The organism is Anoxybacteroides rupiense (genome assembly GCF_014196195.1).
In the GTDB taxonomy this organism is placed as follows: domain Bacteria; phylum Bacillota; class Bacilli; order Bacillales; family Anoxybacillaceae; genus Anoxybacteroides; species Anoxybacteroides rupiense.
In genome coordinates, this window is the sequence record NZ_JACIDF010000006.1 from 21,521 (window position 1) to 46,039 (window position 24,519).

At 44.6% G+C, this 24,519-nt stretch carries 29 protein-coding genes; 27 read left to right on the plus strand and 2 right to left on the minus strand.

Going from position 1 to position 24,519, the window contains the following annotated elements:
- Positions 1 to 39 precede the first annotated feature (39 nt).
- From GGQ95_RS11050 to GGQ95_RS11130, 17 genes are all read left to right on the plus strand, one after another.
- The gene (locus GGQ95_RS11050; RefSeq protein ID WP_066149095.1) at positions 40 to 624 is read left to right on the plus strand and encodes a xanthine phosphoribosyltransferase; all 585 of its coding nucleotides are present in this window, start codon (positions 40 to 42) and stop codon (positions 622 to 624) included.
- Positions 621 to 1,928, plus strand: a complete 1,308-nt coding sequence (locus tag GGQ95_RS11055) for a nucleobase:cation symporter-2 family protein (RefSeq protein ID WP_044746037.1) — start codon at positions 621 to 623, stop codon at positions 1,926 to 1,928. Before GGQ95_RS11050 ends, GGQ95_RS11055 begins: the two co-directional genes overlap by 4 nt.
- A gap of 231 nt (positions 1,929 to 2,159) precedes the next feature.
- Positions 2,160 to 2,879 (plus strand): YebC/PmpR family DNA-binding transcriptional regulator, encoded by a 720-nt coding sequence (locus GGQ95_RS11060; protein WP_044746036.1) that lies wholly within the window; start codon positions 2,160 to 2,162, stop codon positions 2,877 to 2,879.
- Positions 2,880 to 3,234: 355 nt separating this feature from the next.
- Positions 3,235 to 4,308: a type III polyketide synthase gene (locus GGQ95_RS11065; RefSeq protein WP_183186770.1), complete on the plus strand. Its 1,074-nt coding sequence runs from the start codon at positions 3,235 to 3,237 to the stop codon at positions 4,306 to 4,308.
- Positions 4,309 to 4,315: 7 nt separating this feature from the next.
- Positions 4,316 to 4,876 (plus strand): isoprenylcysteine carboxyl methyltransferase family protein, encoded by a 561-nt coding sequence (locus GGQ95_RS11070; protein WP_044746034.1) that lies wholly within the window; start codon positions 4,316 to 4,318, stop codon positions 4,874 to 4,876.
- 95 nt (positions 4,877 to 4,971) lie between these two features.
- Positions 4,972 to 8,658 carry a dynamin family protein gene (locus tag GGQ95_RS11075; RefSeq protein ID WP_183186772.1) on the plus strand — a complete coding sequence of 1,229 codons (3,687 nt, stop codon included), beginning with the start codon at positions 4,972 to 4,974 and terminating at the stop codon, positions 8,656 to 8,658.
- A gap of 58 nt (positions 8,659 to 8,716) precedes the next feature.
- A complete protein-coding gene (locus tag GGQ95_RS11080) occupies positions 8,717 to 8,911 on the plus strand; it encodes a hypothetical protein (RefSeq protein WP_044746032.1) in 195 nt (64 codons plus the stop codon).
- Positions 8,904 to 9,182 (plus strand): YpbS family protein, encoded by a 279-nt coding sequence (locus GGQ95_RS11085; RefSeq protein WP_080861040.1) that lies wholly within the window; start codon positions 8,904 to 8,906, stop codon positions 9,180 to 9,182. Before GGQ95_RS11080 ends, GGQ95_RS11085 begins: the two co-directional genes overlap by 8 nt.
- The gene (locus GGQ95_RS11090) at positions 9,179 to 10,015 is read left to right on the plus strand and encodes a sulfurtransferase (RefSeq protein ID WP_159719892.1); all 837 of its coding nucleotides are present in this window, start codon (positions 9,179 to 9,181) and stop codon (positions 10,013 to 10,015) included. Before GGQ95_RS11085 ends, GGQ95_RS11090 begins: the two co-directional genes overlap by 4 nt.
- 69 nt (positions 10,016 to 10,084) lie before the next feature.
- On the plus strand, positions 10,085 to 10,225 hold the full coding sequence (gene ypzF / locus GGQ95_RS11095; RefSeq protein WP_183186774.1) for a protein YpzF: 141 nt from the start codon (positions 10,085 to 10,087) through the stop codon (positions 10,223 to 10,225).
- A 133-nt stretch (positions 10,226 to 10,358) separates the two neighbouring features.
- Positions 10,359 to 10,874, plus strand: coding sequence for a TlpA disulfide reductase family protein (locus GGQ95_RS11100; protein WP_183186775.1), 516 nt, complete (start codon positions 10,359 to 10,361; stop codon positions 10,872 to 10,874).
- Positions 10,875 to 10,989: 115 nt separating this feature from the next.
- A complete protein-coding gene (locus GGQ95_RS11105) occupies positions 10,990 to 11,121 on the plus strand; it encodes an FbpB family small basic protein (protein WP_080861042.1) in 132 nt (43 codons plus the stop codon).
- Positions 11,122 to 11,177: 56 nt separating this feature from the next.
- Positions 11,178 to 11,321 (plus strand): acid-soluble spore protein N, encoded by a 144-nt coding sequence (locus GGQ95_RS11110; RefSeq protein WP_183186776.1) that lies wholly within the window; start codon positions 11,178 to 11,180, stop codon positions 11,319 to 11,321.
- 61 nt (positions 11,322 to 11,382) lie between these two features.
- Positions 11,383 to 11,616, plus strand: coding sequence for a small acid-soluble spore protein Tlp (gene tlp / locus GGQ95_RS11115; RefSeq protein WP_044746027.1), 234 nt, complete (start codon positions 11,383 to 11,385; stop codon positions 11,614 to 11,616).
- A gap of 110 nt (positions 11,617 to 11,726) precedes the next feature.
- Positions 11,727 to 12,143: an acyl-CoA thioesterase gene (locus GGQ95_RS11120; RefSeq protein ID WP_044746026.1), complete on the plus strand. Its 417-nt coding sequence runs from the start codon at positions 11,727 to 11,729 to the stop codon at positions 12,141 to 12,143.
- 10 nt (positions 12,144 to 12,153) lie between these two features.
- Positions 12,154 to 12,483, plus strand: coding sequence for a hypothetical protein (locus tag GGQ95_RS11125; protein WP_159719891.1), 330 nt, complete (start codon positions 12,154 to 12,156; stop codon positions 12,481 to 12,483).
- Positions 12,470 to 12,865, plus strand: a complete 396-nt coding sequence (locus GGQ95_RS11130) for a hotdog fold thioesterase (protein WP_183186777.1) — start codon at positions 12,470 to 12,472, stop codon at positions 12,863 to 12,865. Before GGQ95_RS11125 ends, GGQ95_RS11130 begins: the two co-directional genes overlap by 14 nt.
- Before the next feature lie 30 nt (positions 12,866 to 12,895).
- On the opposite strand, the gene GGQ95_RS11135 is transcribed toward GGQ95_RS11130, so the two are convergent.
- Positions 12,896 to 13,183 carry a HesB/YadR/YfhF family protein gene (locus tag GGQ95_RS11135; protein ID WP_044746023.1) on the minus strand — a complete coding sequence of 96 codons (288 nt, stop codon included), beginning with the start codon at positions 13,181 to 13,183 and terminating at the stop codon, positions 12,896 to 12,898.
- 135 nt (positions 13,184 to 13,318) lie between these two features.
- On the opposite strand from GGQ95_RS11135, the gene GGQ95_RS18610 reads away from it, so the two are divergent.
- Complete coding sequence (locus GGQ95_RS18610) at positions 13,319 to 13,453, plus strand: hypothetical protein (protein WP_255357507.1); 135 nt, start codon at positions 13,319 to 13,321, stop codon at positions 13,451 to 13,453.
- Between the two features lie 281 nt (positions 13,454 to 13,734).
- Positions 13,735 to 14,673: a magnesium transporter CorA family protein gene (locus tag GGQ95_RS11140; protein ID WP_044746022.1), complete on the plus strand. Its 939-nt coding sequence runs from the start codon at positions 13,735 to 13,737 to the stop codon at positions 14,671 to 14,673.
- A 63-nt stretch (positions 14,674 to 14,736) separates the two neighbouring features.
- On the opposite strand, the gene GGQ95_RS11145 is transcribed toward GGQ95_RS11140, so the two are convergent.
- Positions 14,737 to 15,333 carry a DUF502 domain-containing protein gene (locus GGQ95_RS11145; protein ID WP_066149083.1) on the minus strand — a complete coding sequence of 199 codons (597 nt, stop codon included), beginning with the start codon at positions 15,331 to 15,333 and terminating at the stop codon, positions 14,737 to 14,739.
- Between the two features lie 182 nt (positions 15,334 to 15,515).
- On the opposite strand from GGQ95_RS11145, the gene GGQ95_RS11150 reads away from it, so the two are divergent.
- From GGQ95_RS11150 to ablB, 8 genes are all read left to right on the plus strand, one after another.
- The gene (locus tag GGQ95_RS11150; RefSeq protein ID WP_159719889.1) at positions 15,516 to 16,955 is read left to right on the plus strand and encodes an NAD(P)/FAD-dependent oxidoreductase; all 1,440 of its coding nucleotides are present in this window, start codon (positions 15,516 to 15,518) and stop codon (positions 16,953 to 16,955) included.
- A gap of 323 nt (positions 16,956 to 17,278) precedes the next feature.
- Positions 17,279 to 18,271 carry a biotin synthase BioB gene (bioB, locus tag GGQ95_RS11155; protein ID WP_066149081.1) on the plus strand — a complete coding sequence of 331 codons (993 nt, stop codon included), beginning with the start codon at positions 17,279 to 17,281 and terminating at the stop codon, positions 18,269 to 18,271.
- Between the two features lie 290 nt (positions 18,272 to 18,561).
- Positions 18,562 to 19,482: an NAD(P)/FAD-dependent oxidoreductase gene (locus GGQ95_RS11160; protein WP_183186779.1), complete on the plus strand. Its 921-nt coding sequence runs from the start codon at positions 18,562 to 18,564 to the stop codon at positions 19,480 to 19,482.
- A 104-nt stretch (positions 19,483 to 19,586) separates the two neighbouring features.
- A complete protein-coding gene (locus GGQ95_RS11165) occupies positions 19,587 to 20,954 on the plus strand; it encodes an aspartate aminotransferase family protein (RefSeq protein ID WP_183186780.1) in 1,368 nt (455 codons plus the stop codon).
- On the plus strand, positions 20,935 to 21,636 hold the full coding sequence (locus tag GGQ95_RS11170; RefSeq protein ID WP_183186781.1) for a CoA transferase subunit A: 702 nt from the start codon (positions 20,935 to 20,937) through the stop codon (positions 21,634 to 21,636). Before GGQ95_RS11165 ends, GGQ95_RS11170 begins: the two co-directional genes overlap by 20 nt.
- The gene (locus tag GGQ95_RS11175) at positions 21,615 to 22,277 is read left to right on the plus strand and encodes a 3-oxoacid CoA-transferase subunit B (protein ID WP_066149075.1); all 663 of its coding nucleotides are present in this window, start codon (positions 21,615 to 21,617) and stop codon (positions 22,275 to 22,277) included. Before GGQ95_RS11170 ends, GGQ95_RS11175 begins: the two co-directional genes overlap by 22 nt.
- Before the next feature lie 15 nt (positions 22,278 to 22,292).
- Complete coding sequence (locus tag GGQ95_RS11180; protein ID WP_183186782.1) at positions 22,293 to 23,567, plus strand: peptidase; 1,275 nt, start codon at positions 22,293 to 22,295, stop codon at positions 23,565 to 23,567.
- 36 nt (positions 23,568 to 23,603) lie between these two features.
- Positions 23,604 to 24,443, plus strand: coding sequence for a putative beta-lysine N-acetyltransferase (gene ablB, locus GGQ95_RS11185; RefSeq protein ID WP_183186784.1), 840 nt, complete (start codon positions 23,604 to 23,606; stop codon positions 24,441 to 24,443).
- The last annotated feature ends 76 nt before the right edge of the window (positions 24,444 to 24,519 follow it).

The following is a 24,519-nucleotide window of genomic DNA, read 5'->3' on the forward strand; positions in this document are numbered from 1 at the left end:
GATGTTTTTTAAGCTTTTTATTTTCAAAGGAGGAACAGCATGCGAGAATTAATGGAAAAAATCAGAGAAGAAGGAGAAGCGATTTCCGATCATGTGCTGAAGGTGGACCGCTTTTTAAACCACCAAGTTGACCCTGAACTGATGATGCGAATTGGCGAAAATTTTGCGGACGCGTTTCGGAATGAGGGGATCACTAAAGTGCTGACATTGGAATCATCCGGGATCAGTCCCGCTCTAATGACCGCATATATATTGAAGGTGCCGCTTTTATTTGCAAGAAAACGCAAATCTTTAACGCTGCAAAACGATTTGTATACAGCCAATGTCTATTCATTTACGAAGCAGGAATATACCGAAATTTCCGTATCCCGTTCGTTTCTTCAGAAAGACGATCGTGTTTTGATTATTGATGATTTTTTGGCAAACGGTCAAGCGGCATTAGGACTAACAGGAATTGTGCAGCAAGCGGAGGCAGAAGTAGCAGGAATTGGCATTGTGATTGAAAAAGCATTTCAAGATGGCGGAGAGCAGTTGCGCCGCTTAGGTTTTCGGGTGGTGTCTCTTGCCCGCATTACCTCTTTAAAAGAAGGCGTACAATTCGCAGAAGAGGTGATGTGCCAATGAATCCAATCAAATTAGGTTCTTTAGGCCTGCAGCATGTTTTGGCGATGTATGCCGGGGCCATTATTGTTCCTTTAACAGTCGGAGGAGCCTTGAAGCTGACATCAGAGCAGCTGACCTATCTTGTGGCGATTGATTTGTTAATGTGCGGGATTGCTACTTTATTGCAAGTATGGCGTACGGGGTTTTTCGGGATCGGCTTGCCGGTTGTATTAGGCTGTACCTTTACGGCCGTTGGCCCGATGATTGCGATCGGACAGCGGTACGGATTGTCAGCGGTATACGGCGCTATTATCGCTTCTGGAATTTTTGTTATCTTCATTGCCAAGTATTTTAGTAAACTGCGTGTTCTTTTTCCGCCGATTGTGACAGGTTCGGTTGTTACAGTCATCGGTTTGACTCTGATTCCAGCGGCCATGAACAACATGGCAGGCGGACAAGGGGCGAAAGACTTTGGTCATATTGATAATATTGCCCTTTCATTCGGTGTTCTGTTATTGATTATCGTGTTGTATCGGTTTTCTACTGGATTTATTCGTTCGATTGCGATTTTGCTCGGCATGATTGCTGGAACCATTGTGGCGGCATGGATGGGGAAGGTTGATATGAGCGCTGTTCAAGAGGCTTCGTGGCTTCATCTCCCTCATTTATTTTATTTTGGGATGCCTACTTTTAATCTAACAGCTGTCTTAACAATGATTTTAGTCGCAATTGTGAGTTTGGTCGAATCGACAGGCGTCTACTTTGCTTTGAGCGATATTTGCAAACAGCCGTTGACGGACAAAGACTTAGCAAATGGCTATCGCGCGGAAGGCTTGGCCATTTTGCTGGGCGGATTGTTCCAAGCGTTTCCTTACACCACTTACTCGCAAAATGTGGGCCTTGTCCAGCTTTCTGGAGTGAAGAAGCGCCGAGTCATTTATGTGGTGGGAACGATTCTGGTTGTGCTCGGATTGATTCCAAAAGTCGCCGCGCTGACCACGATTATTCCGGCTCCTGTGTTAGGCGGAGCGATGGTGGCGATGTTTGGGATGGTCATTGCTTATGGCATTAAAATGCTCAGCCAAGTGGAGTTTGCTTCACAAGAGAATTTATTTATTATTGCTTGTTCAGTTGGCGTAGGGCTTGGGGTCACAGCGGTGCCGAATTTATTTGCGGAGCTGCCGTCAAGCATTCGAATTTTAACCGATAGCGGCATTGTCGCTGGCAGCCTGACAGCCATTGTTTTAAATATCATTTTCCATGTCTGGCCCGCGAAAAAACGCAGCCATTCCGCTTCTCCCCTTCAAGAGCAGCAAGTATCATAAAGAATAACGAACAGCGCCGTCTCGTATTTAGCAAAAGCGAGATGGCGCTGTTTTGTATTTTTCTATGCTTTTAAACACTGGACAGAAGGGAGTAAAACTAGCTAAAGATGGCTAACTTCATATATAATATAATGTTGTGGCTAGATAAATGCCTTATGTGGTTTCAAAAGCGTCACAGATGGATCGATATGGCTTTGACAGATTCAAAATATAGAAAGAGAGTGAAGCGGAATGGGACGTAAATGGAACAACATCAAAGAAAAGAAAGCGTCGAAGGATGCGAATACAAGCCGTATTTATGCCAAATTCGGGCGGCAAATTTACGTGGCTGCTAAGCAGGGAGAACCAGATCCAGAGTCAAACCGGGCTTTAAAAATGGTGCTTGAGCGAGCCAAAACATATAGTGTGCCAAAAGCGATTATTGACCGAGCGATTGAAAAAGCGAAGGGAAGCTCGGATGAAAGCTATGATGAATTGCGTTATGAAGGCTTTGGACCAAATGGATCAATGGTCATTGTCGATGCGCTTACGAATAATGTGAATCGGACAGCATCAGAGGTGCGCGCAGCCTTCGGTAAAAACGGCGGCAATATGGGAGTAAGCGGATCGGTATCATATATGTTTGACGCCACGGCTGTCATTGGTGTCGAAGGGAAGACGGTGGATGAAGTGCTTGAACTATTAATGGAAGCAGATATTGATGCGCGCGATATTTTGGAAGAGGATGAAACGGTGATCGTTTACGCCGAACCCGATCAATTCCATGCGATGCAGGAGGTGTTTCAGCGCGCAGGAATCACGGAATTTACCGTCGCTGAGCTGACCATGCTCCCACAAAATTATGTCACGCTTTCTGATGAAGCGCTGGCTCAATTTAAAAAAATGATCGACGCATTGGAAGATTTAGAGGATGTTCAGCGCGTGTACCATAATGTCGATATGGATGAATAATGGCTTAAGCTCCGAAGTGTGTTGAAATAGGAAAAATAATGAACGATCCGTGCTGTGAACGGGAAAGATGGCCGATGTGCCAATCATTTTATCTTTGAGCGGTAGACATGTTGAATAGATTTGATCTGTATGACAGACAGAAGAGGCTGTTTCTATGAGCAGCCTCTTTTTTATATAGAATCGCTTTTCTGTTTCATACGATTTTTCGATGATTTCCATGAATGATGTTCCAACAGCGATGGACGGCACGCTTTCCTGACCAGGTGGAAGAAGAAAAGGAAAGAATGGAATCATTTGCATTTTTTTTAACACAAAGGGAATAGTACAGGTAGCTGATGAAAAAAGAGGTGGTTGTATGCCTGCGATTATTTCCGCTGGTCTTGCTTCATTGCCATTTACGGTTACGCAAGACGAGATACGTCAATATGTGAAACGGCTTTTTGCGTCCTCTGTTCCACATATCGAGCGGCTGCTGCCGGTCTTTGCGAACGGCGGCATTCAATCGCGATCGTTCGTTCAGCCGCTTGAGTGGTATGAAAAACGGCACGGCTTTTCAGAAAAAAACGAGCTATATATAGACCGCGCTGTCCATTATGGATGTGAGGCGATTGAAAAATGCTTAAGCAATGAGACCTTTTTGCCTAAACCGATCAACTATGAAGAAGTAGAAGCGATTTTTTATATTTCCACTACTGGCCTTGCCACGCCAAGTATCGAAGCAAGAATCATGAACCAACTGCCGTTTTCTCCTCATACGAAGCGTGTGCCGATTTGGGGATTAGGCTGCGCGGGTGGAGCGGCCGGGCTAGCGCGCGCTTATGAATATTGCTTAGCGTTTCCGAAAGCAAAGGTGCTGGTCGTCGCCGCTGAATTTTGCAGTCTCACCTTTCAGCCGCATGATACCGGAAAAAGCAATTTGATTGGCACATCGTTATTTGCTGACGGGGTTGCCTGTCTTTGTGTGGCAGGGGATGAAGCTGTCGATAACGTGCCTCGTCCGCATATTGTTGATGTGCAGTCGGTGCTTATGCCGCATTCTGAAGAGGTAATGGGGTGGAACATTCAGGATGATGGTTGGTTTGTCGTCTTTTCCAAAGATATTCCATCACTCGTTCGTTCATGGCTGAAGCCGAATGTAGAAGCATTTTTGCAAAGAAACGGCCTGGCGCTGCAGGACCTGCGCCATTTGATTGCCCACCCAGGAGGAAAAAAAGTCATTGAAGCCTATCAAGAAGCGCTTATGATGGATGAGTCAAAAACAAATGTATCATTTGAGATTTTGCGTCGATTTGGCAATATGTCTTCTGCTACGGTCTATTTTGTTCTCGAACAATTTATGCAGCAGCCCATTCCAAAAGGTGATTATGGTTTAATGATGGCCCTTGGCCCAGGATTTAGCGCGGAGCTCATTTTATTGTGCTGGGAGTGAATAACGTATGCTCATTTATGCCTTCTTTTGTCTTATTGTGTCCATGCGGGTGCTTGAATTATGGATCGCTAAACGGAATGAGCGGAGATTAAAGGCGATAGGGGCAAAGGAGTTTGGCCGTGCGCACTATCGTTGGATGGTCATTATGCATACGTTTTTTTTACTTTCTTTTTTGTTTGAGTCACTATACAAAGGAGGGCATCTTTCGCCATGGTGGCCATTCTTTTTTGGCGTGTTTCTTATTGTTCAATGGTTGCGCATTTGGTCCATTGTTTCATTAGGCCCGTTTTGGAATACTAAAATTTTGATCTTGCCTAACGCTCATGTCGTGGTAAAAGGGCCCTATCGCTTTTTGCGCCACCCCAATTATCTGGTTGTTGTTCTTGAATTTTTGCTTATTCCTTTGTTGTTTCAAGCGTACATAACGGCGGTTGTGTTTTCTTTTTTGAACGTTTGCGTCTTATTTGTCCGAATTTCGACTGAAGAAAAAGCGCTTGCCGCCATGACAGATTATGAATCTCGTTTTCGAAATCGCTCTCGTTTTTTTCCATTTCTCCCTGCCAAATAACGGCGGGAGATTTTTTTGCAATTTTTTATGTTGGGAAATGTGCGCAAATACAGTAAAATAGGTATATATGTTGCAAACGTAAGGGGTTTTGATACATGGTTCAGATAACACAACGTTCATCATTGCGTCCTTGGCTTGCCAAACTAGCTTATCTTCACGACGAATGGGTGAACAAGGGAGATCAAGAAAATGCCAAAAAAGTACAGCAGCTGCTGCGGAAAATAGCAGATGAGGAATTTTCCATTGCCTTTTGCGGCCATTTTTCTGCTGGAAAATCAAGCATCATCAATGAATTAATCGGTGAACCGCTGCTGCCGTCAAGTCCGATTCCGACAAGCGCTAACCTTGTCAAAGTGAAGGCTGGACGGGAATATGCCCGCATTTTTTATAAGAACGGACAGTCGGTCGAATATGCGTCTCCCTATGAATATGAACAAATTCGTGCATATTGCAAAAACGGAGAGGAAATTGAAGCGATCGAGATCAGCCGGAAAACGACGCACATCCCCGAAGGTGTGGCGATTTTGGATACTCCAGGCATTGACTCGACGGACGATGCGCATCGGCTTGCTACTGAATCAGCGCTTCATTTGGCAGATGTCGTCTTTTATATGATGGATTATAACCATGTTCAATCGGAATTAAATTTTCAATTTACAAAGGAATTGACAAGTGACGGAAAGGCATTGTATTTAATTGTCAATCAGATTGATAAGCACCGTGATGGAGAGCTTTCGTTTTCAGAGTTTCAGCAATCGGTGCGCGAGGCGTTTCGCCAATGGAATGTTCAGGTGGAGCGTATCTTTTTTACCTCTCTGAAAGAACGAGAACATCCATTCAATGAATTGAATGAGCTTGTCCATTTTTTCCAGCTGCTATTTGCCGAAAAAGAGGCGCGGCTTCTCTCCGGAGTCGAGGTGGCAGCTAAGCGGCTTGTCAGCGATCACCTTGCTTTTATAGAAAACCAGGATGCCAAAGAGGAAGAGGCCATTTATGCTCGTATGGAGCATTTAACGAAATCCAAGGAAGAAAGTGATATCGATGATCTTGAGAGCCGACTGCATGAGATTGATGCGCTTTGCGCGGAGGTGGAGACGAAGTTTCAGCAGGAGCTTGACAGCATTTTAGAGCATGCGTATGTCATGCCGTTTGAAACGAGAGAATTGGCGAAAGCTTATTTGCAATCGGTTCAGCCGGATTTTAAAATCGGGTTCCTGTTTAGTAAAGCAAAAACAGAGCAGGAACGGAAAGCAAGGCTCACGGCATTTTACGAAAATGTGAAAGAAAAAGCGACATCACAAATCGAATGGCATGTACGCGACCATCTTGTTCGATTTTTAAAAGAGCATGACATTGGCGATGCCCAGTTAATGAGCCAATGCCAGCAGTTGTCTGCTACATGGAATGAGCAGCTGCTAGAGTCGCTTGTTAAAAAAGGAGCGGGGGTTACAGGAGAATCTGTATTAAATTATACAAATGATGTGGCGACGGAATTGAAAAAGCGGTATCGAAGCGAAGCGATGCACATCTTTGCCCCTGTTTTTTCCTTCTGGAAAAATACGGTGCAAGCAGAGCGAAATGAGCTTGCCGAGCAATTAAAAATAGAAAAGGAAAAGCAGCAGCTGCTTGATGAATTAGCGAAACGAAAGCAGCAGCGTGACGACCATTACGCCCAATTGCTAGCGCTGTTGGAATCCGCGGCTCCTAGCCATATACAGGAAGCGCGGGTTCAGGAGCTTGTCAGCGAATTAACGCCAATTCAAGTTGAGCAGGCTGTGCCTTCTGTCGGCAAAGAACAGCATTCGAATGCTGCGCGTCAAGCAGAAAAAAGTGAGGCGATTCACAGCGAATCGGTGTCATTAAGCAGTGATAAAACAAAAGAAAAAACAGCGAAAGCGATTGCCGACTTACGCCAAGCTGCCGAGCTTGTGTCTGGCATTCCAGGCATGACACGCTTTATTCATGGATTGACGGAAAAAGCGCGCCGCCTTGAAAACCGAACATTTACCGTGGCGCTGTTTGGGGCGTTCAGCGCCGGAAAATCATCGTTCGCCAACGCGTTAATGGGAGAGCAGTTATTGCCATCGTCACCGAATCCAACGACGGCAACCATTAATAAAATTGTGCCGCCGACTTCTAGCTATCCACATGGCACAGTGGTCGTTCAGATGAAAACAGCCTCACAGCTGTTAAAGGATTTGCAAAACTCGTTGCGCTATTTTCATTTGAAGGCGGAAACGATGGAAGAGGCGCTGGGAGCGTGCGAAAAAGCGCTGTTGATCGAAACGGTCGAAGCGAAGGAAAAGCCGCATTATACGTTCCTGCAGTCGGTCGTCCACGGATACGCAGACGTAAAGGACGTGCTGGGAACCTCTTTGCAAATCGGTCTTGATGAATTCCAGCAATATGTAGCTGATGAGACGAAAGCCTGCTTTGTGGAGTGGATGGAGCTGTATTATGACTGTGCGCTCACTCGGCAGGGCATTGCGCTGGTCGATACGCCAGGGGCGGACTCCATTAATGCCCGTCATACAGGAGTAGCGTTTGAATACATTAAAAATGCCGATGCTGTTTTGTTTGTCACTTACTATAATCATGCCTTCTCGAAAGCAGACCGCGAGTTTTTAATCCAGCTTGGGCGCGTCAAAGACACATTCAGCATGGATAAAATGTTTTTTATCGTCAATGCTGCGGATCTGGCGAATTCACAAGAAGAGTTAGAAACGGTCACTTCCTATGTGAAAGAGCAGCTCGAGCATTTCGGCATCCGTTTTCCGCGCTTGTATGCCTTATCAAGCCGATTGGCTCTTGAGGAGAAAACAGAAAAAAAACAGCAGCACCATTACGGGATTTTGCGCGAATCTGGGATTCGCGCCTTCGAAGCGGATTTTATTCGCTTCATTATGGGAGAATTAACAAATGTAGCCGTAGCGGAGGCGTACGCTGAACTGAAGCGCCTGCGTGCGACTTTGCAAGACTATATGGTCCAAGCGAAACAAGGAAATGAAGAAAAGGCAGCGAAGCGGCAAAAGCTGGGCGACGAACAGGCTCGGATTCAGGCGCTGCTTCAATCCTCTGATCTTGCTATGGATAGGCAAGCATTAAAACAAGAAATTGCTGAATTAGCGTATTATATCAAGCAGCGTATTTCATTCCGCATGGGCGATTGGTTTAAAGAAGCGTTCAATCCGGCTGCATTGCGTGATGATGGCCGAGATATCCGTCAGGCGCTTTCTGGCTGCCTGCGCGAGCTGCTTCAATCTGTCGGTTTTGATTTGGCGCAAGAAATGCGGGCAACGAGCTTGCGCATTGAACGTTTTCTTACAAACAAGGCACAGGATCGCTTTCAACTGCTTGCAAATGAGATCGGCCGCATTCATCAGGGAATTACGCTATCGAAGGTCGAGCTTCCTGCATTTGCGACACTGGAGTTTTCTGAAGGGCTTGAGCAGCTGAATGAATCACACTTTAAAAAAGCGCTGTCGCTTTATAAAAATGCAAAAGCATTTTTTGAACGGGATGAAAAGCGGCTCATGAGAGAAGAAATTGAAAAGCAGCTGCAGCAGCCAATTCATGAATATGTGTCCGAAAATGAAGCGCGCCTCTTTGCATTTTATCAAGAAGAACACGAAAAGCGGATCCATCATTTGCTTTATGCGCTGCAGCAACAAATGGATGACTATTTTGCAGGCCTCATGACGGCACTTACCGAACAAGTGGATGTAGAACATCTCGGTAAAGTGGAGGAGCAGCTGTCGGCTCTCTTACCACAAAATGAGTAATTAGAAAAAACTGAAGCGGTGATTGAACGTGCGATTGAAGATAGGGGGGAAGCGAACGATGACGCGGTTTCATGCTTGTGCCACGTGCATTCATTATCGGATGAAAAAAACAGAGAACGGAATGTACCGCTATTGTCAACGGCTCGGCTATGAAACGAAGCCGCATTATCAATTTCGCTGCTGGACGCCAAAGCCGCACGTTCGATCACTAATGGAAAAAGAACGAGCAAGAGAGGAGAAAAAAGATGAGTGAAGTTCATCATGCGATCACAGCACATTCTCATAAGCAGCATAGACTGATCAAGCAGTTTTTACAGCTCGATGCACAACGCGAGCGCTATATTGAGGAAGCGGTGGAGCATTGCCGAAATGGACAGACATTTACTGTTGAAAAGATTAATGAGACGACCAAGCAAATCAATGAGCTGGCTAAACAAGGAGTGGTTCCGCAGCGAAAATACGTGACTGTCGACATGGTCGCGGAATACGTAGAACGTCTAAAAACGAAAGGGGAACGTAAATGAAATATATCGTTTCGCCACAATGGGTGTCTGAAAGGCTCTCTCGCGATGATGTGCGGGTCATTGACTGCCGCTTTTACATGGGCGATTCTTCCCGCGGCATAAATGAGTACATACAATCTCATATTCCAGGCGCGCTTTATTTTGACTTAGAAAGAGATTTGTCCGGTCCTGTCCGTGAACACGGGGGACGGCATCCACTTCCTGATTTTGATGAATTGATGGAGAAATTATCAGCGGCAGGAATTGACCGTCATACGACGATTGTTGCTTATGACGATCAAGATGGTGCAATGGCCGCTCGTTTTTGGTGGCTGCTGCGCTATTTAGGGCATGAACGTATTTATGTGTTGGATGGCGGCTATACGAGATGGAAAGGGGCTGGATATCCGATAACCGAAGAAGTGGTTGCATTTCCGAAGCGCACCTTTATTCCAGCCTATCAGCCATCTCTTTTGGCGACGACAGAAGATGTAAGACGCGCAAGTGAACAGGATTCCGCCATTTTGCTGGATTCACGTGAGCCGAAGCGTTATTTGGGCATTGAAGAGCCTATTGATCGAATGGCTGGCCATATTCCTGGAGCAAAAAATTGTTTTTGGAAAGATGCACTAACAAGCGAAGGATATTGGAAGAAGCCGCATGAGCAAGCCGCGCGTTTTGCTTCCATTTCGAAGGACGAGAAGATTATCGTGTATTGCGGTTCAGGTGTCACCGCTTGTCCGAATGTTCTCGCGCTATCGGAAGCGGGCTATACGAATGTGCAGCTATATGTAGGCAGCTTTAGCGATTGGATTTCTTATCCGGATCATCCGATTGCAACAGGAGAGAATTAACAGCATACTTTCCATGCGGCTGACGGAAACTACATATGCAGTTCCTGATTTTCAAAAGAGGTGAAGCAAGTGGGCCGCACAAAGCTCGGAAACGCAAATGCACAGCGCAACAATAACGCCAAGCAAAAAAACGGATTCAACAACGAGTTTGCTTCTTATGCTGAAATAGAAGCGAAAAAAATGCAAAACAACCATAAAAACAGTCGCTAGCACGTGTATGTCTAAGACGGGATCAAGTGGAGCTATTTTTTATCAAGCGTTTGTGAAAGGAAAGGGCTGGGAAAATATACAGCCCTTTCTCTTTTTTTTCTTTTATGCTTAAATGATGATAGGAGGGAAAAGCATGAAAAAAATCGTTGCTATTGTTTTGCTGCTCGGTTTGACTGGATATGGGATTTGGCAGGCTTTGGCAGCCGAACAGCAAAATCGGAAAGCGGGGCTGGCCGTTGGTGATATCGCATATGATTTTGCATTAAAAACCCCAGAGGGTCAACAAATTCGTTTATCGGATTTGCGCGGCAAGCCAGTGATCATCAATTTCTGGGCAACTTGGTGCCCGCCTTGTCAGAAGGAAATGCCGGATATTGAGAAGTTTTACAAGCAGTACAAAGATGATGTGGAGCTTTTATCTGTTCATTTAACATCACAGGACCGCCGCGAAAACTTAAGCCCATTTATGAAAAAGTATGGCTTAACCTTTCCGATTGTGATGGATGAAAAAGGAGAGGTATTAAAGCTGTATAACATTCAAACCATTCCGACGACCTATATGATTGATCGTCAAGGCGTCATTCGCAAAAAGGTAATCGGGCCGATGACATATAAACAAATGCAAGATATCATAAGCCGTCTTCCGTAAGAAGCATCCTTCAACATGGAGGAGCTTCTTTTTATTTTTTTCGAAAATTTGTAATAAATTTTGCTTATTTAGGAAATTATTAAAATTATAATAAAAATGAGAGGGGTTGGATCAAATGAGAAAGAACCGAAAGCTGACATTTGAACAATTAGTGTTGGAAAATAAACGGCAATTGTTAAATGATGAGAAAGCGATGGAGGAAATCGAGAAAAAATTAGAGGAACGGATGCTGAAAAAGGCAGAGTAAAATGATGTATAAGCCGATTTAAACCGAGCACACTAGATGGTGAGGAGGCGAGAGTCATGAGCAATCCAAAAGGAAGCAGAAAACATTTCGTTCCAAACCATCTAGGCACTCAGCCGCGTGCTGCGGGCGGAAATAAAGGAAAAAAAATGCAGGATCAATCAGGGCAGCACGCTCAAGTCATCCAGACAAAGGGTGGGTAATTTTTTTGTTAACATAATAAAATTATTATAAAATTAAATCGACATCAAGGAGGAATTGAAGATGGCTTATCAACGTCCAAACCCAGATGATCGCAGTGATAATGTCGAGAAATTACAAAATATGGTGCAAAATACCATTGAAAATATAGAAGAAGCCCACGAAGCCATCCCTTTTTCTTCATCAGAAGAACGAAAACAGATCGAAGCCAAAAATAAACGGCGTGAAGAAGCCATTGCTGCGCTGCGTTCTGAAATTAAAGATGAAGCGGCAGCGCGCCAAAACGGTTATCAGTAACAATGAAAGAAGACGATCCCGCTGATGCTGCGGATCGTCTTGTTTGCTATTTACAGGACAAAAGGTCATTCATATGGTAAGATAAAGAAAAAAGTAAGTGGGGGAATGCCATGAAAATTGCTGAGAAACAAATCGAAGTACGCTATGCTGAAACGGACCAAATGGGAGTTGTTTATCACGCCAATTATCTGATTTGGATGGAAATTGGGCGGACCGAATTTATCAAACAGCTCGGATTTCATTATGCTGATATGGAAAAGGAAGATATCCTCTCTCCTGTAACCGATTTGCAAATTTCATATAAAAAGCCGCTTCGCTATGGCGATATGGCAACCGTTAGAACATGGATTGATGCCTATGATGGAATCCGTGTGACGTATGGTTATGAAATCTTTACATCAGACGGCGAGCTGGCGGCAACTGGAAAAACACAGCATGTGTGCGTCAGACGCGATTCCTTTCGACCGATTTTAATTCGCAAATATTTTCCGGACTGGCATGAAGCTTACGAGCGTGCCAAAAAGTAAGGCGATACATATGGCATTCGGCATTCGAAGGAATGAGCTGGAATTATGGAAGAAAAAAGTGATAAACGGAGAAATCGCTTTTCTCACTCACTTTTGGTATGATCAGCGCTTTCCGCATCATACGACAGTCACAAAAGTGGGGTGCGGCGATTTAGACAAGCTGCTGGCCTGGGGCGAAAAATATCAGCTTCGTCCTGAATGGGTTCATCAACGGGACTCTTTTCCGCATTTTGATTTATTAGGAGAGAAGCAGAAAGAAGTTTTGCGGCAGGAAGGATTGATGGATCATTTAGAGCGATTTCATTTAGAAAAAGGGGATAAGTGCAATGAATGCAAATGAAATGGGAAAGGGAACGTTATTAGAAGCGCTTGGAATCGAAATTAAGGAAATAGGGCACGGGCGTGTTGTCGCTGCAATGCCGGTAGATCACCGGACGCATCAGCCGTTTGGTTTGCTTCATGGCGGAGCGTCGGTTGCCTTGGCGGAAACCGTTGCCAGTCTGGGCGCTTACGCATTGGTGGATCAAGATACAGAAAGTGTGGCCGGGCTGGAAATCAACGCTAATCACGTACGTCCAGTCCGAAGCGGAACAGTGACAGCGACTGGCACCGTCCTTCACCGCGGCAGAACAACGATGGTATGGGATATTCGCATCGTGGACGATCAACAGCGACTTGTTTGTGTCTCTCGCTGTACCATCGCTATTATAAAAAAAAGCTAGCTTTTTTAAGTCAGCTAGCTTTTTCGCTTTTTATTCAAGTGAAAAAACGGGTTCACTTGCTTGTTCATTAAAATCAACAATCAAATCATGCCCGTCAAAGTACCATATATCGTTGTCCTCAACAAAAAAGGTGATACCATCTATAGTCGTTTGCGCTTTTGGATCGGAAGGGACGCTTTTTTCCATACCGAGTGAAAAGCCTTTCTGCACGGTGCTGCATCCACCATATCGTGCAAAAAAGCGAATAGAATCTCCTTCGCGTAAATCAAGCTCCTCTTTATACCATGCTAACGCTTTTGGTTTGATAATAATTTCCATGATAAACCCTCCTTATTCACCATTATAAAGCATTTTTGGCAAAATGGGCGAATATTTGCTGCAGAAATCATTGACTAAACAGGGCGATGATTACATAAAGTAAAGATACATCATCCATGAAGGGGGAAAGGTTCATTGACAAAAAAACAAGCTGATTTTCCGTTAAGCTATGAGTCAGATGGGATCATGAAGAAAAAGCATCAGAAAAAGCCTTCGACACCTAAAAAAGAAAATAAGGATTTTTTCAATACGACGCAAGCAAGTGAATAAAGTAGCCATGCAGCAGGCTACTTTTTTATTGCAATAAACAAATTTTTACTATACAAATAGTTATTTCAACGCTATTATTAATAAGGACACATATTTTGGAGAAGGGGTGACGTTTTCGCATATGAGTAGTCGAAGTTCAAACGAACCTGAGCCGGAATACTGCGGGGAAGCATTGCCTTTTCCTTTGCGAATGAACGAGCTACTCGCCATCCGAAAACGGGCTCCATTCGAAAGGAAAAGATAGCAAGCCTTCCTCGCTTGGAAAAGGAGGAAGCGTGCATATGATGAAGATGTATTTGTCAAATGCTAATGGAAAAATTGAAGAAATTCATGAGCTTAAAAACGGTTGCTGGATTAAGCTAGTAGCTCCGACGGAAGAAGAGATTCGCTATATCGCTAACCATTTGGACATCCCGATTGATTCGATCAAAGACGCCCTCGATGATGAAGAACGTTCGCGTGTCGAAAAGGAAGATAATCATGTGTTAATTATCGTGGATATCCCGATCATTACTCATGATGAAGTGGATGGCCCTATTTATGAAACGATTCCGATCGGAATGATTATTACGAATACATGCTTTATTACGGTTTGCCTTCAAGAAAATCCGATTTTTGAAGAATTTGCGAACCACAAAATTAAAAATTTTTACACCTTTATGAAAACGCGTTTTGCTTTGCAAATGCTTTATATGATTTCGACTTACTATTTGCGGTATTTAAAGCAAATCAACCGCCGCACAAGCGAAATTGAAAAAGAGCTGCATCAATCGATGAAAAATCAGGAGCTGTTCTCGCTGTTAAGCATGGAGAAAAGCTTAGTGTATTTCATGACCTCGCTAAAAGCGAATAACATTGTCATGGAACGGCTTATGCGCCTTAATTACTTGCGAATGTATGATGACGATCAAGAGCTGTTGGAGGATGTGATCATCGAGAATAAGCAAGCGATTGAGATGGCTGAAGTATACAGCAGTATTTTGAGCGGAATGATGGATGCTTTTGCTTCGGTCATTTCTAACAACTTGAATATTGTGATGAAATTTTTAACAGCTGTGACGATTGTGATTTCACTGCCAACCATGGTTGCCAGCTTCTATGGAATGAACGTCCCAATTCCGTATCAGCATTCCCCATATGCGTTTATGGTGGCAATGCTTCTGGCCGCTTTGCTATCGAGCATTACCGCCTTTGTTTTTTGGAAAAAGCGATATTTTTAGCAAAACAAAAACCGCCCTTTTATCAAGGGCGGTTTTTGTTCGGGATTAAAACGATCATTACGGCTATTCTACACGCTTTTCCTTGTTTTTGGACGCTGTCATCCCGCCAGAAAGGATGAATTTCATTGCTTCTTCCGGTTTGACGTTGATCACCTCAATCTGCGCTTTGGGTACGAGGACGGTGATTCCTGCTACTTGAAATGTCTGCGGAATGTAGACGGCTACGTACTCTTTAAGAGGATGAAAAAGCGATTCCACTTCTTCTGACGTAATAAAACCAATGCATTTTATTTCCGTGTGCGGCAGATCGATAAGGACGACCTTTGAAAACGACCGTTTTTCACCAATAAAGGAATAGATTGTATCTTTTAAAACCGAATAAACGGTTTTCATCAGCGGAATGCTTTCAAGCAGCCGATCGATCAGCTTAATGAGGCGGCCGCTAATATATTGGGTCGATAGCCATCCTAAAACGGTAATGAGAGCAATCGTGCATAAAATGCCGATGCCGGGTATGTATGTTTCATGAAGATACGGCTTGACATATTTTCCGAGCAGTCCATCGAAAAAAGTGAATATTTTAATAAACACATAGATGGCCAGCACAATTGGAACAACTGTCAATACGCCGTTCATAAAGTTTTTTGCAAGGGTCTTCATGCGTTTGCTCCTTTCTATGTGATCCTCTATCACCTTATCAAGTTTTCTCAGAAAAGACAAGGTTTATAAAAACGAACATTTTTATATTTTTTTTATAAAAAGTTCGTATTTATAATTGACGATTCATCTTATCCTTGCTATAGTTACAAATGGAAAAAAATGATGCGTTGGAGGACAGGATCATGAAGTCACATTATGACGTTATTGTCGTTGGTGCTGGACCGGCCGGTATTTTTACTTGCTATGAATTGACGTTGAAGCGAAAAGAAGCGAAGATTTTGCTCATTGATAAAGGTCACGATATTTATAAGCGGCGCTGCCCGATTCTGGAAAAAAGGATCGAAAAATGTCCGCCACCGATGGGAAAAAAAGATTATGCTGGCTGTGTGCCCGCCTGTTCGATCACGAACGGATTTGGCGGTGCAGGGGCGTACTCTGATGGAAAATTCAATATTACCAGCGAGTTTGGTGGTTGGATGACGGACTATTTACCCGCTTCGCTTGTGCTCGACTTGATTCATTACGTCGATGAAATTAATTTGCAGCACGGTGCCACGTCTACTATTACTGACCCGACGACAGAAAAGGTCAAGGAGATTGAACGGCGCGCGTATGCTGCTGGCTTAAAACTGCTAAGGGCGAACGTTCGGCATTTAGGAACGGAACAAAATCTCGAGATTTTAAAAAGCATTTATGAATATTTGCGTGAGCGCATTGACATGGCTTTTCAAATAGAAGTAGGGGATATCTTAACTGAGAAGCAAAACGAACGCCATACGGTCAAAGGAGTGGTTTTAAGGGACGGAACGTCCGTAATGGCTGAAAAGGTTGTGATTGCTCCGGGACGTGATGGCTCAGCATGGCTCACCAAAATATTGAAAAAACGCCGTTTGCGCATGCTGAATAATCAAGTGGATATCGGAGTGCGTGTGGAAACTGCCAATATTGTGATGGAGGAAATTAACGAACATTTATATGAAGGGAAATTTGTTTTCAACACATCGGTCGGTACACAAGTCCGTACATTTTGCAGCAATCCATCAGGTCATGTTGTCGTGGAAAACCATTCTGGAACGATGCTGGCGAACGGGCATGCGTATAAAGATCCAAAGTTGGGCAGCAATAATACGAATTTTGCCCTGCTTGTCTCACATAAATTTTCTGAGCCGTTTGATCAACCAAATGAATACGCTCATAAAATTTCTCGGCTGGCCAATGCTTTATCGAACGGTGGTATCATTGTGCAAAAATACGGAGATCTTCTAAAAGGAAGACGGTCAACGGAAAAGCGCATCAAAGAAGGATTTATCGAACCGACATTAAAAGAAGCGGTTCCAGGCGATTTAGGTCTCGTGCTTCCTTACAATACAATGAAAAGCTTAATCGAAATGACGGAAGCGCTGAATCATGTGACACCTGGGCTTGCTTCTGAGCATACTTTGTTTTATGGAGTAGAAGCGAAATTTTATTCTGCGCGTCCGAAACTAACCGATCGTTTTGAAACAGAGATTACGGGTCTATATGTTGGAGGAGATGGCGCAGGAATTACCCGCGGTCTTGCTCAGGCAGGCGCATGCGGTGTTTGGATTGCCCGCGATATCGCGCAAAAGCTAGCAAAATAGCAGGATAGGCGTACGCCTATCCTGTTTTTTATGGTGATTTAACGGTATTTCTATTGAACTGGGAAAATGGAACCTCTGCAAAAAACTCACAGTCGCAAGCAAGCTGGTGGCTTACCTTGGTCACACCATAGTGCTCACGCGGGGATCTATGTCGACGCATCAAGCTATATTGATAAGCACTACGGGTATTTGTTTTCGTAAATGGAAAGAATACTCTCGATGAATGATTGTATTCTTATTGTCAACTTATTTATTAAAAAAGTTGACAATAAGAACCTTCTACCCTACGATAAATGTAATCGTATGGAAAGGGGAGCGAAAATATGAAAAACTGGTTGGAGTTAGCCGATCAAGTGTTGGCTGGATATGAGCTGAACGATGAAGAGGCGCTGGCGCTGTTAGACTGTCCGGATGAACAGCTTCTTCTTTTATTGCAAGGGGCCTATCATATTCGCTGCGCGTATTTTGGAAATAAAGTGAAGTTAAATATGATTATTAATGCTAAATCTGGATTATGTCCAGAAAATTGCGGGTATTGCTCGCAATCCTCGATTTCGACGGCACGTGTCCAACCGTACAAAATGGTAGATAAAGAAACGCTGATTCGCGGAGCGGAGGAAGCTTATCGTTTACAGGTAGGTACATACTGCATCGTGGCAAGCGGTCGCGGGCCAAGCGAAAAAGAGATAGATACGGTTGTTTCTGCTGTCAAAGAAATAAAAGAGCGATTTGGTTTAAAAGTGTGCGCCTGTCTCGGTATTTTAAAACCTCAACAAGCCCTCCGCCTTAAAGAAGCAGGAGTGGATCGCTATAATCATAATATTAATACATCGAAAGAGCATCATCCTAAAATTACAACCTCACATACATACGATGATCGTGTACAGACGGTACAAATCGTCAAGCAAGTTGGCATTTCCCCGTGCTCTGGCGTTATTATTGGCATGAAAGAAACGAAACAGGATGTCGTTGATATGGCCAGAAGTTTAAAGGTGCTAGATGCTGACTCCATTCCGGTGAATTTTCTGCATGCAATCGACGGCACGCCACTTGCGGGAACGGATGAGTTAGATCCGCGGTACTGTCTAAAGGTACTGGCTCTGTTCCGCTATATCAATCCATCAAAAGAAATTCGCATCTCCGGCGGACGAGAGGTGAATTTGCGATCACTCCAACCGCTCGGGTTATATGCCGCCAACTCCATTTTTGTCGGGGATTATTTAACAACGGCTGGTCAAGAAAAATCGGAGGACTATCGCATGATAGAAGATCTTGGATTTGAAATTGATTTTACTAGTCCCGAGCTTGTTGGTTAGCCTGATGCCGCTGACTTCGATAATGAGGGCAGCTTAGACTGTTAACGAACGCTTTCATTCTGCGTCACTGGCCTCGCTTATCCGCTCATGAACGTCTTTTGTTCGATTCGTTGTCTTCACTCAGCCGCGTTCCTTGTTTGCTTCAGTCTCAGGGGAAATCAACACCATGAATGGAGGTTATAGACAGAGGCCCTTTTGACTTTGTCTATCACCTTCGTTGCCGTTTGATGAATCAAAACGGAAAAAGTGAACGACAATAAAAAAGAATGACATCCTAGGGAAGTGAAACGATGAAGGACTATGAATGCATTATTATTGGCGGAGGAATTGCTGGGCTGCAGGCTGCCATCCAATTAGGCCGTTATCATCATCGCGTTCTTGTTATAGATGCTCAGAATGGCCGTTCCACACTGTGCCGAGCTTATCACAACTTGCTTGGCTGGCCGGATGGAGTCAGCGGTGAACAGCTGCGATCAAGCGGAAGGCAGCAGGCAGAACGGCTGAACGTTCACTTCGTAGACGACGAAATTGTCACTGCTTCCAAGGAGGAGGAACAATTTCAGCTTATGGGCAAAAGTGGACGACGGTACGAAGCAAAACGGATTTTATTGGCGACGGGAATAAAGGATCGTATTCCTCCGATTCCTAATCTGATTCCTTGTTTAGGGACGAGCGTTTACGTGTGCCCGGATTGTGATGGATATGAGGTGACCGATAAGAGGGTGATTGTACTTGGTGCCGGAATGGCAGGGGCCAATATGGCGTTGACACTCCTCTATTGGACGAAAGAAATCACTTATATCAATCATGATGGTGAGGATGTGGCTCCAGAGCTAAAGAGAAAGCTGCAAGAACAAAATATTCGCTATGTACGCGAACCGATTGAAGCAGTGTTGGTGAAGGACGGTCCGCTTTTCGGCGGTGTCCGTCTGCAAAACGGCACTGTGATTGCAGGAGAGCGCGGATTTATTGCTTTTGGAAATAATCAGGTGAATACAAATTTAGCCAAACAGCTTGGAGTAGAAAGGTTGGAAAATCGGCACATTCCGACAGACGCGAGAACGAAACAGACAAATGTCCCCAATGTATGGGCTGCTGGCGATATCGGAGTTCATTCGGAGCAAGTAGCGATTGCTATGGGGGAGGGGGTTCAAGCGGCGATTTGGATTCATAAAAGCATTATGGCAGAAAAAAACGCGAGCCTTAGGTGAAAGGCTCGCGTTTTTACATGATGTAGCGCCGAGCATTTCTTTTCATGAAAAAGTTTTGATTCGCATAATATCTCAATACAGAGACAGAAAAGGGGGAAGCAGCTGTGGTGCCTACATATTTGATTAAACCGCATCTCCAGCGCCACTATCCGACCGTGCAGTACGCCAAAGGAATCTATGTGTATGATACGAATGGAAAAAAATATGTAGACGGCTGTTCGGGGGCCGTGACAGCCAATCTCGGGCATGGTGTTCCAGAAATTATTGAAGCGATGAAGGAACAGGCGAATAAAGTATCGTTTGTATACCGTTCCCAATTTACAAGCGAAACGGCTGAAAAGCTTGCCGAAACGTTAAATGAGCGCATTGGCGGCGAAACTCGCTATTGGACGTTTCTTGTCAACAGCGGATCTGAAGCGACAGAAACGGCTATGAAAATCGCCATTCAATATTGGCAAGAGAAAGGAAAAAAGGGAAAAAATAAAATTTTATCACGTTGGCTTAGCTACCATGGCATTACGCTCGGAGCACTTTCCATGTCTGGGCATACAGCAAGAAGAGAGCGTTTTGTTCCTTTGCTCGAAGATTTTCCAAATGTGCCTCCTCCATATTGTTATCGTTGTCCCTATCAGTTAACTTGGCCATCGTGTCAATGGCGCTGTGCCGATGAATTGGAGGAAGCGATTATTCGCATCGGTGCCGAGCACATTGCTGCTTTTATTGCTGAACCGATTATCGGAGCAGCAGGCGCGGCGCTAACTCCGCCAGAAGGGTATTATGAACACATTCAAGCGATTTGCCGTCGCCATGAGATTTTATTTATTGCCGATGAAGTCATGACAGGGCTTGGCCGGACAGGAAAAATGATGGGGCTTGACCATTGGCAGGCAAAGGCGGACATTATTGCGCTTGGAAAAGGATTGGGGGCTGGATATACGCCAATTGCTGCTACGCTTGTCAGCGAGCACGTGATTGAGCCGATTAGAAATGGGTCAGGAGTGGTGATGAGCGGACATACGTTAAGCGCAAATCCGCTTTCAGCTGCTGTTGCTTTGGCTGTGCTTCAATATATTGATCAGCATCGTTTAGTTCAAAAAGCAGAGGAGATTGGGAGCGATTTATTTACGAAGCTATGCCGTTTGCAGCAGAAGTTTTCATGGATTGGCGACATCCGCGGCAAAGGATTAATGCTTGGAATCGAGTTCACCGTTCCCGATACCAAAACAATGATGCCCAATAAATGGGCATTTACGGATATTGTTGTGACGAAGGCCCAAGAAAATGGCTTGCTTGTGTATCCGTCTGCTGCGGGAAATGGAAAAGATGGAGCAGCGATCATCATTGCTCCACCGCTCACGATTGAGCGCGCACAACTCGATGAATTAGTAAGTTTGCTAGAGGAAGCCTTTCATCATATTGAAAAGCATTTTCCAATGAAAGGGAATGGTCGCAATGATGGTAGCCGGAAATGAGTATGGCAAAATCGTTTCTATTGAATATGCGATTGACAAAGTAATGGACGGCTGCACCTTGATGGTTGGCGGGTTTGGCGGTGTTGGTTCGCCTCCCACGCTGCTTCAGGAGGTGTTTGACAAAGGAGTGGAGCAGCTGACGCTCATCTGTAACGATACAGCCTTTCCTCATATCGGGGTTGGTCCACTTGTGAAAGAAGGAAGAGTAAAAAAAGCAATTGTTTCGCATATCGGCTCCAATCCGATTGCGGGTTCCTTATTTCAAGAAGGGAAGATGGAGGTAGAGTTTTCTCCGCAAGGAATTCTGATCGAACGAATTCGCGCCGGAGGAGCTGGATTAGGAGGAATCCTTGTGGATATTGGCATGGATCATGAATGGTTGTCAAAAGGGAAGCCAATCGTTGAAGTAGATGGAAAGCGCTTTCTTTTGGAGCGTCCGTTGACAGCGGATGTATCGCTTGTATATGCGAAAAAAGCAGATCCTTTCGGCAATCTAGTATATGGCAAAAGTGCACGCAATACAAATCCGCTTGTCGCGATGGCCGGAAATATAACCATTGCTGAAGTTGGAGAGATTGTGCCGCTTGGCGAACTGAATCCGGAGGAAATTGTAACGCCAGGGATTTTTGTTCACTATATTGTGAAAAGCAGAGGAGTGAATTGGAAGTGGGCATGGGAATAAGGGAGCGTATCGCCAAACGGGCTGCGAAAGAACTCAAGGATGGAATGATCGTCAATCTTGGCATCGGTATTCCGTCACTTATTCCTAATTTTTTGCCGAAAGGGATGCGCATTATGTTTCAGGCGGAAAACGGCATTTTGGGCATGGGGGAAAGTCCGGACAAAGGCAAAGAGGATGCAAACCTTTGCAACGCTGCCGGCTATCCGGTCACGATTGTCGATGGAGCTTCTTATTTTGACAGTGCTACCGCTTTTGCCATGATTCGAAAGGGATTGATTGATGTTACAGTTCTCGGAGGATTGCAGGTAAGTGAACAAGGAGATTTAGCGAATTGGATGGTTCCGGGGAAACGTGTTCCGGGAGTTGGCGGAGGAATGGAACTGGCTCAAAAAACGAAAAAAGTGATTGTGGTGATGAGCCATGTTAGTAAAGATGGCGAGCCCAAAATTGTGACGGAATGCTCTTTACCGCTGACAGCTAGGCAATGCGTCCATTTGATTATTACGGATCAAGCGGTTATTGAAGTGACAAAAGAAGGGCTATTGTTAACAGAAGTGATGGCTCCGTATAATGTGGAAGATGTAGTGGCCAATACGGGAGCGTTTCTTCAGATTGCTCCGTCTCTTAAACGAATCGAATAAAAAAGAGGTGAAAGAATGAAAGATATACAGAATCAGCTTCATCAATGGATTTTAAAAAATCAGGATCAAGCCATCCAATTATTAAGGCGGCTTGTTCAAGAGGCGAGCACACAAAAAAATGAAGCAAACGCACAAGCGCTCATTATCGAAAAATGTCGGCAGCTGCAGTTAGAGCTTGATATATGGGAGCCGGATATCGAAAAGCTGCGACAGCATCCATATTTTGTATCAGCACGCACTAGCTTTAGAAATAGCCCGAATGTTGTAGCTATATGGAAAGGAGCAGGCGGAGGGCGGTCTCTTATTTTGAATAGCCATATTGACGTTGTTCCTGAGGGAGATACGCAGCAATGGAAAGATGATCCATACAGCGGACAGATAAAGGAAGGAAAAGTATATGGACGAGGCGCCTCTGATATGAAAGGAGGAACCGCATCGCTCTTATTGGCGATCGAGGCACTGCAATCCCTTGGTATCAAGTTAAAAGGAAACGTGATTTTTCAAAGTGTGATTGAAGAAGAAAGCGGTGGGGCAGGCACTTTAGCTGCTGTTTTGCGCGGATACCAAGCGGACGGGGCCATCATTCCTGAACCGACAAATATGAAACTATTTCCAAAGCAGCAAGGTTCTCTCTGGTTCCGTTTGATCGTCTCAGGCAAATCGGCACACGGCGGCACACGCTATGAAGGAGTGAGTGCGATTGAGAAGGCATCGCTTATTTTAGCAAGGATTCAGCAGTTAGAAACAGAAAGAAATCAACGCATGGTCGATCCGCTGTACGAAAATATCCCGATTCCAATTCCAATTAATGTCGGTACGATCCATGGAGGAACATGGCCTTCATCTGTGGCTGATTGTGTGGTTTTAGAAGGGAGAATGGGGGTAGCGCCAAATGAAACGATTGAGCAGGCGAAGCAGGAGATGGCGCGCGCCATTCATGAATGCAATGAGCAAGATGAATGGCTTCGAGAGCATCCTGTTCAGTTAGAATGGTTTGGCGCGCAATGGCTGCCAAGCGAGATTGAACCAACGCATCCGCTCATGCAAGCATTGAGCCGTTCGTATCGTCATGTGAAGCGGGAGGAACCGGTGATTGAGGCGGCACCATGGGGAACAGATGGAGGGCTTCTTACACAAGTCGGAAAGATCCCTACCGTTGTGTTTGGTCCGGGAACGACAGCAGTGGCCCATTATCCGAATGAATATATTGAAATATCGCAGATGCTGGAAGCGGCAGAAATGATTGCATTAACGATGATCGATTGGTGTGAAATGGACACATCAGTCTAAAATCTTTTGGCCATTTGTGAGGAAAGGGGAAGTGATATGAACGACTGGATTAAAGAAACGCAGTTTGCCGCTTCTGTCGTCTTTGATGATTTTAATGAACGGTTGCGCGTCGAAGATTATCGCGGGAGCGTTTTACCGCTTATTCATTCTATCAAAACCGCCGCTCAACAAAAGAAATATAGCAAATTAATTGTTAAAGCGAGAAACGAGCATGTGCCATTGTTCATTGAAAAAGGATTTCGCTATGAAGGATGGATTCAAGGATACTTTCATGGGAGTGACGCTCATATTCTTACCTACTATTTTCAGCAAGAGAGGCGCATGAGCGGGCATGAATGGACAGAGGATCAAATGGTGGCAGACATTCAGACAAAATCGCCGCTCTCTTCCTTGTCGCCGCTTCCTGACCTTTATAAGCTGCGGAACGCGCAAGAAGCGGACGCTGTGGCGCTTGTCGAGCTATATCGAACAGTCTTTAAAATTTATCCCTCTCCATTGCACGAGCTTGGATATATGGAGAGCATTTTGAAAAAAGGTGCGCTCTTTTGCCTGATCGAGCATGACAAGCAAATTGTCAGTGCCGCATCTGCAGAAGTGAATCGGATGTATTACAACGCAGAGCTTACGGATTGTGCTACGCTTCCTGAGCATCGCGAGCATGGACTTATGAAGCATTTGCTTCGCTTTTTAGAAATGGAACTGAAAAAACAAGGCATTTTTTGCGCTTACTCGCTGGCCCGTGCGCAATCGTATGGAATGAACGCTGCCTTCCATCAGCTAGGCTATCGTTATAGCGGCCGGCTGATTAATAATTGCTATATTTTTAATGATTTAGAAGATATGAATATATGGGTAAAAGATTTGTCGGCGACATGATGCCTTTTTAGTAAAAACGCATAAATATGGTAGCAAGCCAAAAAAGGCAGCACGACGATCAAATAAAGGAGGGTTT

Bases quoted from the DNA above. Each gene is read 5' to 3' on its own strand.
- GGQ95_RS11050 (WP_066149095.1), top strand. From the start codon at position 40: ATGCGAGAATTAATGGAAAAAATCAGAGAAGAAGGAGAAGCGATTTCC.
- GGQ95_RS11055 (WP_044746037.1), top strand. From the start codon at position 621: ATGAATCCAATCAAATTAGGTTCTTTAGGCCTGCAGCATGTTTTGGCG.
- GGQ95_RS11060 (WP_044746036.1), top strand. From the start codon at position 2,160: ATGGGACGTAAATGGAACAACATCAAAGAAAAGAAAGCGTCGAAGGAT.
- GGQ95_RS11065 (WP_183186770.1), top strand. From the start codon at position 3,235: ATGCCTGCGATTATTTCCGCTGGTCTTGCTTCATTGCCATTTACGGTT.
- GGQ95_RS11070 (WP_044746034.1), top strand. From the start codon at position 4,316: ATGCTCATTTATGCCTTCTTTTGTCTTATTGTGTCCATGCGGGTGCTT.
- GGQ95_RS11075 (WP_183186772.1), top strand. From the start codon at position 4,972: ATGGTTCAGATAACACAACGTTCATCATTGCGTCCTTGGCTTGCCAAA.
- GGQ95_RS11080 (WP_044746032.1), top strand. From the start codon at position 8,717: ATGACGCGGTTTCATGCTTGTGCCACGTGCATTCATTATCGGATGAAA.
- GGQ95_RS11085 (WP_080861040.1), top strand. From the start codon at position 8,904: ATGAGTGAAGTTCATCATGCGATCACAGCACATTCTCATAAGCAGCAT.
- GGQ95_RS11090 (WP_159719892.1), top strand. From the start codon at position 9,179: ATGAAATATATCGTTTCGCCACAATGGGTGTCTGAAAGGCTCTCTCGC.
- GGQ95_RS11100 (WP_183186775.1), top strand. From the start codon at position 10,359: ATGAAAAAAATCGTTGCTATTGTTTTGCTGCTCGGTTTGACTGGATAT.
- GGQ95_RS11105 (WP_080861042.1), top strand. From the start codon at position 10,990: ATGAGAAAGAACCGAAAGCTGACATTTGAACAATTAGTGTTGGAAAAT.
- GGQ95_RS11110 (WP_183186776.1), top strand. From the start codon at position 11,178: ATGAGCAATCCAAAAGGAAGCAGAAAACATTTCGTTCCAAACCATCTA.
- tlp (WP_044746027.1), top strand. From the start codon at position 11,383: ATGGCTTATCAACGTCCAAACCCAGATGATCGCAGTGATAATGTCGAG.
- GGQ95_RS11120 (WP_044746026.1), top strand. From the start codon at position 11,727: ATGAAAATTGCTGAGAAACAAATCGAAGTACGCTATGCTGAAACGGAC.
- GGQ95_RS11125 (WP_159719891.1), top strand. From the start codon at position 12,154: ATGGCATTCGGCATTCGAAGGAATGAGCTGGAATTATGGAAGAAAAAA.
- GGQ95_RS11130 (WP_183186777.1), top strand. From the start codon at position 12,470: ATGAATGCAAATGAAATGGGAAAGGGAACGTTATTAGAAGCGCTTGGA.
- GGQ95_RS11135 (WP_044746023.1), bottom strand. From the start codon at position 13,183: ATGGAAATTATTATCAAACCAAAAGCGTTAGCATGGTATAAAGAGGAG.
- GGQ95_RS11140 (WP_044746022.1), top strand. From the start codon at position 13,735: ATGATGAAGATGTATTTGTCAAATGCTAATGGAAAAATTGAAGAAATT.
- GGQ95_RS11145 (WP_066149083.1), bottom strand. From the start codon at position 15,333: ATGAAGACCCTTGCAAAAAACTTTATGAACGGCGTATTGACAGTTGTT.
- GGQ95_RS11150 (WP_159719889.1), top strand. From the start codon at position 15,516: ATGAAGTCACATTATGACGTTATTGTCGTTGGTGCTGGACCGGCCGGT.
- bioB (WP_066149081.1), top strand. From the start codon at position 17,279: ATGAAAAACTGGTTGGAGTTAGCCGATCAAGTGTTGGCTGGATATGAG.
- GGQ95_RS11160 (WP_183186779.1), top strand. From the start codon at position 18,562: ATGAAGGACTATGAATGCATTATTATTGGCGGAGGAATTGCTGGGCTG.
- GGQ95_RS11170 (WP_183186781.1), top strand. From the start codon at position 20,935: ATGATGGTAGCCGGAAATGAGTATGGCAAAATCGTTTCTATTGAATAT.
- GGQ95_RS11180 (WP_183186782.1), top strand. From the start codon at position 22,293: ATGAAAGATATACAGAATCAGCTTCATCAATGGATTTTAAAAAATCAG.
- ablB (WP_183186784.1), top strand. From the start codon at position 23,604: ATGAACGACTGGATTAAAGAAACGCAGTTTGCCGCTTCTGTCGTCTTT.